Source organism: Rhizobium leguminosarum, assembly GCF_010668065.1.
In the GTDB taxonomy this organism is placed as follows: Bacteria; Pseudomonadota; Alphaproteobacteria; order Rhizobiales; family Rhizobiaceae; genus Rhizobium; species Rhizobium leguminosarum_S.
On sequence record NZ_WUEN01000003.1, the window covers coordinates 299,217 to 310,370 of the forward strand.

Genomic DNA, 11,154 nt, shown 5'->3' on the forward strand with positions numbered 1-11,154 from the left:
ATCCGAGCTGGCGATGGTACGTCAGCACAAGGCTTTCAGCAGCCGGTCCCGATGGCTGCGAACATAGTCCATATCGCTGAGATAGAGCCGGGCGTCTCCGGCAACCACGTCCTCCACGAATGTCTCATCTCCAGCGGCCGCACTTGCCAGCATGAAATCGACGAGCGCCTGCAGTCGCTGGCAGATCATCTCAGGGAGCTGGAGCCGGTCTTCCATCGTCGCCCCATATGCCGTGCAAAAGATTTCCGCGCGATGCAGCTGATCGTCGAGGCCGAAGATCACGTCGGGATTGGCGGGATCGGAGAGCGGCGCCCAGCGGTAAACCGAATAGGCCAGATCCCATAGGCGCGGTGCGGGATGGGCGGTATCGAAATCGATGATCCCGACAGCCTCATGGTCTGCCGTAGCGACGTTGTAGGGCGCATAGTCGCCGTGGCATATGATCTCGCGCGGCTCCTGGGGCGGCAGCATCCATGTCTGGATCTCGCGATCCGATTCCAGAAACCCTTGAGATGCCGAGTGAAAATCGCGCAGAAGCGTGGCTGCGGAAAGCAGCATGCGCTCCGATCCGACAAATTGGTCGCTCAGGTCTTCGCAGACGCGCCCGGTGACATAACTGACGACTTCCTGGTTCCCGGTTATTTCAATGGGATCCGGCGCTCCCGGAAAGCCTCTGCTCCTGAGATGGCGCAAAAACCGATGCACCGTTGGCGTCCATGCGCCGGAAGGCCGTACGACGGTATTGCCGTCCTGCCAGATCTGCCCGGTTCGTCCGCCCTCCAACAGTTTCACGTTCCGGCCTCCAGACGTTCTTTATGCGAATTCAGTTTTTCGATATGGGCCTGAATCGTGGCGCCAAGGTTTGTTTCATGGCAGTTCCGGTAGAACGCCACGACGTCGGAAGGCATTCCGTCGGGGATGGGGACGAAGTCTTCAAGCCGTAGGCCGCTTGAACTGCCGAGTTGCGGATCCGCCAGCTGGCTCTTGCTCAAACTGCCGACGCGATCGGCCAGGGTTTGGAAATAGGCGAGGTTGTCATCCACCGCCGAAGGGGAGTACGTCCGGCCGTGCGCCGGGATGACCAGTCTTGCATTGAGGTCACGTATCCGCTCGAGCGAGGAGCGGATCAAGCGCAGGTCGTCTGCATTTTTGCTCCAGACTTCGGGGATGGGGTATTCCACTGCGTCGACGGCCAGGCAGATGCGAAGTTCGGGAATCCACACGGCGATATGGTCGGGCGTGTGTCCTGGCGCATGAATGAGTTCCAGTGTCAGATTGCCGCCGTTGAGGGTCATCGAGCCGGAGAAGGTGATATCGGGGCCGATGAGGTCGACGTTCCGAAACCGCGGCTCCTGGCTCACCTTGTCCCTCAGGACCTCCTGTGCGGAAGGGTCGCGTAAGCGGTCGAGCGCGGCGGCATGCGCGATAATCGGAGCGCGCCCCGCAATGGCGGCATTCCCCCAGAAATGATCCCAATCCATATGCGAATTGATGACGATCAGCGGACGAGCATTCGTCTTTTCCTCGAGCAGGTGCAGCGCCGCCATGCAGAGTTCGGGCGTGCCGAGCGTATCGATCAGCACATTGAACCTCTCGGTCCGGACGAACACGGCATCAACTTCGTCCCCCGCCCTGACGATCACGATTCGATCATCGAGTTCGGGGTGTGAACACAATTCCACCGATGGATTCACGTCTGGTCGCCTTTATTGCAATCGCAGTGATTTCATTCGGATACATCAAGTCCCGTTCGGGCGCCTGATCTTTCAGAACGGTGCGGGGCTTCCCGTCTGATTTGGCTTCCGCTCTACCGGTACATGTACATTCCAACGTCTCATCACGGTGTTGGGCACCGCGGCCGTGCATATGACCATCACGCTCGGTTTCGAGCGGCCATAGCTCTTCGGCGTCCACCGTGTTTCGAGCGGGACCGCGCATCGGGGAACCAGCGTCTTCAGGTTCGGCGCTAGCACGTCCCATCGCTGATGCCCCGTGGCGTTCTCCTGCGAAATGAAGCGCCTGGCCTCCTCGCGGATTTCGAACAGGCCATGCGTGTCCATAGTGGAGCGATCGGTCTCGATGCTCCAGGAGGCGAGGCACAGTGCGCAAGCCGACAGGGCGGCGCTACGGCGTATCGATCGAAGCAATGGTGCGCCCTCAGTAGCCAAATGGGTCACCCTCCCGGGAAGCGGAAGACTATCCAAATACGGCACGAAACTTCAAGGTCCGTTTGCGGAATCCAGGGCCTTTGATGGGCGAACGGAGCGTGTCCCATCGATCCCGCGCCAGTGCGGCCGACGATGTCTGCGCACCGCGAATTGGCAGTTTCAGTGGAACAACCGCGGCCAACGGAAGTTTGCCTTCAAACCAAACTCGAGCGGCGGCCGATGTCATTCTCTCCAAACCAGGGTGTGTTGAGCACCCCACCCCGGATTTATTATGTCAATCCACTCCTTCTTCAGGGTATCGATGCGTGGCGCGAGGTTTTCGACCATGCTGCGGATACCGGTTTCGATCGCGTACTGACGGCACCTCTCTTCGATCGGGGCGGAGAGCGCAGTATCTTTGCCTCCCAGGATCTGGCCCGCCTCGACCCTCAGCTGTCGCTCGGAAGCGCCGTCGAGGATGGGGTGGGGCGCCTGGCGGAGGCCGCCCGCAAGAGCGGCGTCGCCCTGATGATGGACCTGATGCTCGACGGCAAGGCCCGGGATCCCAAGGCGGGCTTTCGCCCTGTCGATCCGAGACGCTCGCCTTTGGACCCGGCGGAACCGATGACCGCGATGGAGGCGGAGTCTCAATCGCGGCTGTTGGAAGAATGGACCGAACGGCTGCGAGGGCTGGCCGGTCTCGGCCTCGCCGGCTATCGGGCGCTCGGGATCGATCGCATTGCGCCGGCGGCTTTCAAATCGTTGATTGCCGCAGTGCGCGAGAAGGCGGACGCGCAATTCCTCGCCTGGACGCCCGGAACTGATTTCGGGGTGAGGGACGCGGTCAAGAATACAGGCTTCGATGGATGTTTTTCATCGATGGCCTGGTGGGATTTTGACGAGAGATGGTTCATCGAGGAACACCGCGTCCAGAAGCAGCTTGGCTGGCAGGTCGCTTTTCCGGAGCCGCCATTCGCCAGGCGGATCGCGCACGGAACCGAGAGTCGCGAAATCCTCGAACGGCGCGCCATAAGGGCGCTGCGCCTGGCTGCCTCACTGGGCGGCGGCCTGATGGTTCCGATGGGCTTCGAATATGGCGCCGCCACGCCGCTCGATCCGACCCATGGGAATGGAACGGGTTTGCGGGGGCTGCGCCATGATCTCGCTTTCGATATTTCCTCCGAAATTCGCCTTGCGAACACCGAGATCGGCAAGAAACCCCATGCGCCGGCCTCATCGCTTCGGCTCATCCGCAACGCCAACGGACCGGTCTCAGCGCTGCTGCAGTCTGAGGCGGAAGACCTTCGTAGCACCGAGAATGTGCGGTTCATCCTGCTCAACAGGGACCTTCGAACAAGTGCACTCGCTCCAGTGACCGCACTGCGCGAAGCGGCCTCCGGTTTTCTGCCCGCCGCAGCCGACGGCACGGCTCTGCGGCTGCGGGCAGGGGAGACCCTGGTGGTCGAAGGCAAGGCGCCGGCGCCGATCACATCCCGGCAGATCCTCGACGTCGCGCAGGCGACGGCGTCGCCGCGGCTCGCCATCGAAAACATCACGCCGCAGGTTGACGGCGGGCGTTTTCCCGTCAAGCGGGTGGTCGGCGACACCGTCACCGTCGAGGCGGATATATTCGCCGACGGCCACGATCCGATCGCCGCGGTCCTGCTCTGGCGGCCGCTCGATGCGGCAGATTGGAACGAGACGGAGATGCAGCTGGTCGAAAACGACCACTGGCGCGCCGAATTCCTGCTGGAGCGCATTGGACGTTATGAATTCGCCGTCGAGGCATGGAAGAACCCGTTTGCGATCTTTCGCTACGAGCTGACGAAGAAGAACGATGCCCGGCTGGACCTGAAGCTTGAGCTGCAGGAGGGGTTGAACCTGGTTCGTTCGGCTGAGACGCATGCAGGCGCCGCGCTCGGCACCGAATTGAAGGCCCTCGGCGACAGTCTCGAAAGAGCTTCGGATGCCGAGCGCACGGCGATCCTGCTCGATGCCCGAACATCGGAATTGATGAACAAGGCGGACAGGCGGCCGTTTCGGCTTCGCTCGACGGCAAGCGCCGTCGATGCCGAACGCAAGGAGGCTGCCTTTGCCAGCTGGTACCAGATCTTCCCGCGCTCGCAGAGCGGCGATCCGGACCGGCACGGCACCTTCGACGACGTCATTCCGCGACTGCCCGCCATCCGTGACATGGGCTTCGACGTGCTCTATTTCCCGCCGATTCATCCGATCGGCTCGACCAACCGGAAAGGCCGCAACAACAGCCTGAAAGCTGGGCCTGATGACCCCGGAAGTCCCTATGCCATCGGCTCCGAGGACGGCGGCCATGACGCCATCCATCCCGAGCTCGGCGAGTTCGAGGATTTCCGCCGGCTGGTGGAGGAGGCCGGCCGGCATGGCCTGGAGATTGCTCTCGACCTCGCAATCCAGGCGTCGCCGGATCACCCCTGGCTGAAGGAGCATCCCGGCTGGTTCGACTGGCGTCCCGACGGCACGATCAAATATGCCGAAAACCCGCCGAAGAAATACGAGGACATCGTCAACGTCGATTTCTATACAAAAGATGCGCTGCCTTCGTTGTGGGTGGAGCTCAGGGATGTCGTCCAGCTTTGGGTGGACCAGGGCGTCAAGCTGTTTCGTGTCGACAATCCGCACACAAAGCCCTTTCCGTTCTGGGAATGGCTGATCGGCGATATCAGGGGCCGCCATCCCGATGTCGTCTTCCTGTCGGAAGCCTTCACCAAGCCGAAGGTTATGTACCGGCTGGCAAAGATCGGCTTCTCCCAGTCCTATACCTACTTCACCTGGCGCAATGCCAAGTGGGAGCTCGTGCAATATATGCGGGAGCTGACAGAGACGGCGCCGAAGGAATTCTTCCGCCCGCATTTCTTCGTCAACACCCATGATATCAATCCGGATTTCCTGCAGAACGCGCCGCGCCCGGCCTTCCTGATCCGCGCAGCACTTGCCGCCACCCTTTCGGGATTGTGGGGCGTTTATAACGGTTTTGAACTTTGCGAGGGGCGTCCCGATGCCAAGCGCAAGGAATATGCCGACAGCGAGAAATACGAAATCCGCGCCTGGGACTACGACCGGTCGGGCAATATCATCGCCGAAATCAGGACGCTCAATCGCATCCGGAACGAAAACACCGCGCTGCATTCGCATCTCGGGCTGACGCTGCTGAATGCGCGAAATGACAATATCCTGTTTTTCGAGAAGGCAAGCCGTGCCCGCGACAATGTCCTGCTGATCGCCATCAGCCTCGACCCCCACAATTTCCAGCAGAGCGATGTCGAGCTGCCGCTCTGGCACTGGTCGCTGGGCGACGGCGGCACGCTGGATGCCGAAGATCTGATCGGCGGGCATCGTTTCAAGTGGACCGGCAAATGGCAGAGCATCAGTCTCAATCCTGAGGTCCTGCCCTATGCGATCTGGCGTATTCGCTCAACGGAGGCATGAATGGACACGATGAATGCAGATAGCGCGTCGCAGCCGCTCTGGTACAAGGATGCAATCATCTACCAGCTGCACATCAAGTCGTTCTACGACGCCAATGGTGACGGGGTCGGCGACTTTGCCGGCTTGCACCAGAAGCTCGATCACATCGCAGCCCTCGGCGTCAATGCCATCTGGCTTTTGCCTTTCTTTCCCTCTCCGCGTCGCGACGACGGCTACGACATCGCCGACTATGGCAGCGTCAGCCCCGATTACGGGACGGTGGAGGATTTCCGGGCTTTCGTCGACGCCGCCCACCAGCGCAACATCCGCGTCATCATCGAGCTCGTCATCAATCACACCTCCGATCAGCATCCCTGGTTCCAGCGCGCCCGCCAGGCGCCGGCAGGCTCGCCGGAGCGCGATTTCTACGTCTGGTCCGATACCGATCAGAAGTTTCCGGAAACGCGCATCATTTTCATCGACACGGAAAAATCCAACTGGACATGGGACGCGGTCGCCGGCGCCTATTACTGGCACCGCTTCTATTCCCATCAGCCCGACCTCAATTTCGATAGCCCCCTTGTCATGGAGGAATTGCTGAGGGTGATGCGCTTCTGGCTGGAAACCGGCATCGATGGTTTTCGTCTCGACGCGATCCCCTACCTCGTCGAGCGCGAGGGGACGATCAACGAAAACCTGCCGGAAACCCACGCGATCCTCAAACGCATACGCGCAGCGCTCGATGCCACCCATCCCGGCGTGATGCTGCTTGCCGAGGCCAATCAATGGCCGGAGGACACGCGCGAATATTTCGGAGACGGCGATGAATGCCATATGGCCTTCCACTTCCCGCTGATGCCGCGCATGTATATGGCCATCGCCAAGGAGGACCGGTTTCCGATCACCGATATCCTGCGCCAGACGCCGGAGATTCCAGACAACTGCCAATGGGCGATCTTCCTTCGCAACCACGACGAGCTGACGCTCGAAATGGTGACCGACGCCGAGCGGGATTATCTATGGGAGACCTATGCATCCGACAAACGTGCCCGCATCAATCTCGGCATAAGGCGGCGCTTAGCGCCGTTGATGGAGCGCGACCGCCGGCGGATCGAGCTGATGAACGCGCTTCTTCTCTCGATGCCGGGAACGCCGGTGATCTATTACGGCGACGAGATCGGCATGGGCGACAATATCTATCTCGGCGACCGGGACGGGGTGAGGACGCCGATGCAATGGTCTCCGGACCGCAATGGCGGTTTCTCCAGGGCAGATCCGGCGCGTCTCGTGCTGCCGCCCGTCGCCGACCCGCTTTATGGCTTTGAAGCCGTCAACGTCGAGGCGCAGAGCACAGACGCGCATTCGCTGCTCAACTGGACGCGCAGAATGTTGGCGTTGCGCGGCAGGCATCCCGCCTTCGGGCGTGGCACGCTGCGGTTCCTTTCACCGGAAAATCGCAAGATCCTTGCCTATCTCAGGGAGTATGAAGGCGAGGTCTTGCTTTGTGTTGCCAGTCTCTCGCGGCTGCCACAGGCCGTCGAACTCGACTTGTCGAGCTTCGAGGGGCGCGTTCCGATTGAACTGACCGGCATGTCGCCGTTTCCGCCGATTGGCCAGTTGACCTATCTCCTGACCTTGCCGCCCTACGGTTTCTTCTGGTTCCAGCTGACGGCTGATGCCGACCCGCCGGCGTGGCGCACCGCACCGCCGGAACAGCTTCCCGATCTGTTGACGATGGTCATCCGGCGTAGCCTGCTCGACCTCGTGGATGAACCGGGTCATGCACGCATCCTGAGCAGCGAAATCCTGCCCGCCTATCTCTCCAGGCGGCGATGGTTCGGGGCAAAGGACCAGCCGCTTCAGGCCGCCCGACTGGTCTCCGCGACACCAATCCCATTCGCCGACGGCGTCGTCCTCGGCGAATTGGAGGTCGTGCTGCCGACCCACAGCGAATCCTACCAACTGCCGCTCACGGTCGTCTGGGACGATGCTCGCCCTTCCGCGCTTGCCCAGCAGCTTGCGCTTGGGAGGATTCGCCAAGGTAGACGCGTCGGTTTCCTCACAGATGGATTTGCCGTGGAGGCAATGGCGCGCGGCATTCTGCACGGACTTCGCGACCGCTCGCGCACCACCGGTCGGACCGGCACGCTCGAATTCCTTGGGACAGAGCAGCTCGACAGTCTCGATATTTCAGGCGAGCTGCCGGTGCATTGGCTATCGGCTGAACAGTCCAACAGCTCGCTGCTCGTCGGCGACGTAGCGATGATCAAACTGATCAGGCACATCTTCCCGGGCATCCATCCGGAAGTCGAGATGACGCGCTATCTCACTCGCGCCGGCTATGACCACACAGCGCCGCTTCTCGGCGAGGTCGCGCATACCGATTCCAGCGGACGCCGTTCCACCTTGATCATCGTCCAGGGCGCGATCCGCAATCAGGGCGACGCCTGGAACTGGATGCTGAACAATCTGCGCCGCGGGGCCGACGAACTGGTGCTGAACGATCCGGCGGTCCAACCGGACGACGACGTCTTCCGGTCGCTGATCAGTTTCGTCGCGATGGTGGGTCTCAGGCTCGGCGAATTGCATGTCGTGCTCGCTGCGAAGACCGGAGACGAGGCCTTCAGCCCGGTGGTTGCCGGCGACAGCGAGGTCGAGGCGATGAGGAAGGCCGTTGTCGGGGAACTCGCCTATGCCATGTCGAAGCTCGATGAACGCGACGAGAATGCCGACCCCGCAATCGACTTGCTCGCTGCACCGCTTCTCGAGCGTCGTTTCGAACTCGCAGAGCTCGCCGGAACGCTGGCGGAGAGCTCCCGCCATACGCTGATGACACGCACGCATGGCGACTTCCATCTTGGCCAGATCCTCGTCAGCGAGGGCGATGCCGTCATCATCGACTTCGAGGGCGAGCCAGCGAAAAACCTGACCGAGCGCCGCGCCAAGACGAACCCGTTGCGTGATGTCGCCGGGCTTTTGAGATCACTGAGCTATCTCGTGGCCACCGCGCAGCTCGATAACGACGCGGTCATCGAACACGACAACGAGGTTCGCCGCGAGGCGATCGCTCGCTTCGGGCGCAATGCCGAGGAGGCCTTTCTCGATGCCTATTCGCAGGCGGTGTCCGTATCGAAGGAGCTTGACATGCCGCCCGATCAAAGACGGAGGATTCTCGATGCCTTTCTTCTCGAAAAGGCCGCCTACGAGATCGCCTATGAGGCTCGCAACAGGCCGAAATGGCTTCCGATCCCGCTATCCGGCCTTACCGAAATCGTATCGCGTCTGGCGGGGGTCACGGCATGAATGTTGAGCGCTCGGAACTTCTGGCGGGCATCGGACAGGATGCGCTATGGGCCTTGATCGAGGGGCGCCATGGCGATCCCTTTTCGATCCTCGGGCCCCACCAAAGCGGCGGCATGACGATCGTGCGGGTCTACCTGCCCGGTGCGGAAGCGGTCGATCTCATCGATGCGACGAGCGGCCGGGTGGTGGCACCTTTCAGCATCGCCCACCCGTCCGGCTTGTTCGCGGCGACGGCCGCCTCGAGGACTGGATACCGGCTGCGGATCACATGGCCGGATGCCGTGCAGATCACCGAGGATCCCTACAGTTTCGGTCTGCTGCTCGGAGAACTCGACCTTCATCTGATATCGGAGGGCACCCACTACAGTCTCAGCCGGACGCTCGGCGCGGTGGCGATGTCGATCGACGGGATATCTGGCGTTCGTTTCGCCGTCTGGGCTCCGAATGCGCGCCGCGTCTCGGTTGTCAGCGACTTCAACGCCTGGGATGGGCGGCGAAACCCGATGCGGCTGAGACCGTCGGCGGGCGTATGGGAGCTGTTCATCCCCCGGCTGGCACCCGGCGCAAGATACAAGTTCGAGATCGTCGATGCTGAGGGAACCTGCCTGCCGCAGAAGGCCGATCCGGTGGCGAGGGCGAGCGAGGCCGCCCCATCCACCGCCTCCATCGTCGCATCGTCGACGCCGTTTCGATGGAGCGATGACGGCTGGATGAAAGGCCGGTCCCGGCAAGACAGGCTGGAGGGCGCGTTCTCCGTCTATGAGGTGCACGTCGGCTCCTGGCTTCGCGATCAAAAGGACGGCAATAGGTCGCTCGACTGGGTCGAACTCAGCCAGCGGCTGGTTCCCTATGTCAGCGACATGGGCTTCACCCATATCGAGCTGCTTCCGATCATGGAGCATCCGTTCGGTGGCTCCTGGGGCTATCAGCCGCTCGGCCTGTTCGCTCCGACCGGCCGATATGGGACGCCTGAGGATTTCGCTTATTTCGTCGACCGGTGCCATGGCGCCGGGCTCGGCGTCATCCTCGACTGGGTGCCGGCCCATTTCCCCACAGATGTCTGGGGGCTTGCCCGCTTCGACGGCAGCGCGCTCTACGAGCATGAAGATCCGCGCGAAGGCTTTCACCGCGACTGGAACACGCTGATCTACAATCTCGGCCGCAACGAGGTGAAGGGATTCCTGATCGCCAGCGCGCTGGAATGGCTGGAGCGCTACCATATCGACGGTTTGCGGGTCGACGCCGTTGCCTCGATGCTCTACCGCGACTACAGCCGCAACGAGGGCGAATGGATTCCCAACCAATATGGCGGTCGCGAGAATCTGGAAGCGGTCGAATTCTTCAAGCATCTGAACAGCATCATTCACGAGCGCTGCCCGCACGCGATGACGATCGCCGAGGAATCGACGGCCTGGCCCGGGGTGACGAAGCCGCCGGAGCAAGGGGGGCTGGGCTTCGACATCAAGTGGAACATGGGCTGGATGCATGACAGCCTGAGCTACATCGAGAAGGACCCGATTTATCGGAGCTACGCCCATGGCACGATGACCTTCGGCATGATCTATGCCTATTCCGAACGCTTCATTCTGCCGATTTCACATGACGAGGTCGTCTACGGAAAGGGCTCGCTGCTGACGAAGATGCCGGGCGACGAATGGCAGAAATTCGCCAATCTGCGCAGCTATCTCGCCTTCATGTGGGGCCATCCCGGCAAGAAGCTTTTGTTCATGGGGAGCGAAATCGCTCAGCCGAGCGAGTGGAATCACGACGGGTCGGTGACCTGGGATGTGCTGGACCAGCCTCAGCATGTGGGGATCCAGCGGCTGGTGAAGGATCTGAACGGCCTTTACGGGGACGAGCCGGCATTGCAGTTCGGCGACTTTCATTCCGAGGGTTTTGAATGGGCGGCAGCTGACGACGCCGTCAATTCCGTCCTCGGCATGCTCCGTTATGCGCCCGACCGCGCTTCGTCGGTGCTGGTCATGTCAAATTTCACGCCGGTGCCGCGTTACGGCTACAGGATCGGTGTGCCCAGTGACGGTGTGTGGATCGAGCGGATAACGACGGATGCGCGGGAATATGGAGGCTCGGGCCTGGTCAACGGCGCGGTGTCGAGCGAACCCGTGCCCGCCCATGGCAGGCCCGTCTCCCTGTCCCTGACGCTGCCGCCGCTATCGACGATTTTTCTGCAGGGGCCGTCGCCCTGACGGCGGTCACGTCGGTGACGGTTTCACCGTCACCTTAGACGACAGTAGACAGT

Annotated in this window: 5 protein-coding genes; 3 read left to right on the top strand and 2 right to left on the bottom strand. The window is 61.6% G+C overall.

Annotation, left to right across the window (positions count from 1 at the left end; translation table 11 throughout):
* Positions 1-21 precede the first annotated feature (21 nt).
* Both GR198_RS09835 and GR198_RS09840 read right to left on the bottom strand, forming a co-directional pair.
* Positions 22-792 carry a phosphotransferase enzyme family protein gene (locus GR198_RS09835; RefSeq protein ID WP_164068628.1) on the bottom strand — a complete coding sequence of 257 codons (771 nt, stop codon included), beginning with the start codon at positions 790-792 and terminating at the stop codon, positions 22-24.
* A complete protein-coding gene (locus GR198_RS09840; protein ID WP_164068630.1) occupies positions 789-1,694 on the bottom strand; it encodes an MBL fold metallo-hydrolase in 906 nt (301 codons plus the stop codon). The genes GR198_RS09835 and GR198_RS09840 overlap by 4 nt, the downstream gene beginning before the upstream one ends.
* 693 nt (positions 1,695-2,387) lie before the next feature.
* On the opposite strand from GR198_RS09840, the gene GR198_RS09845 reads away from it, so the two are divergent.
* Genes GR198_RS09845 through glgB form a run of 3 tightly spaced genes read left to right on the top strand, consistent with a single transcriptional unit; the run spans position 2,388 to position 11,101 of the window.
* Positions 2,388-5,612, top strand: coding sequence for an alpha-1,4-glucan--maltose-1-phosphate maltosyltransferase (locus GR198_RS09845; RefSeq protein WP_164068632.1), 3,225 nt, complete (start codon positions 2,388-2,390; stop codon positions 5,610-5,612).
* Positions 5,613-8,894: a maltose alpha-D-glucosyltransferase gene (treS, locus tag GR198_RS09850; protein ID WP_164068634.1), complete on the top strand. Its 3,282-nt coding sequence runs from the start codon at positions 5,613-5,615 to the stop codon at positions 8,892-8,894.
* A complete protein-coding gene (gene glgB / locus GR198_RS09855) occupies positions 8,891-11,101 on the top strand; it encodes a 1,4-alpha-glucan branching protein GlgB (RefSeq protein WP_164068636.1) in 2,211 nt (736 codons plus the stop codon). Before treS ends, glgB begins: the two co-directional genes overlap by 4 nt.
* Positions 11,102-11,154: the final 53 nt, after the last annotated feature.

What these genes read in the sequence shown, in the direction of transcription:
- GR198_RS09845 (WP_164068632.1), top strand. Translation starts at nt 2,388, where the DNA reads ATGTCATTCTCTCCAAACCAGGGTGTGTTGAGCACCCCACCCCGGATT.
- treS (WP_164068634.1), top strand. Translation starts at nt 5,613, where the DNA reads ATGGACACGATGAATGCAGATAGCGCGTCGCAGCCGCTCTGGTACAAG.
- glgB (WP_164068636.1), top strand. Translation starts at nt 8,891, where the DNA reads ATGAATGTTGAGCGCTCGGAACTTCTGGCGGGCATCGGACAGGATGCG.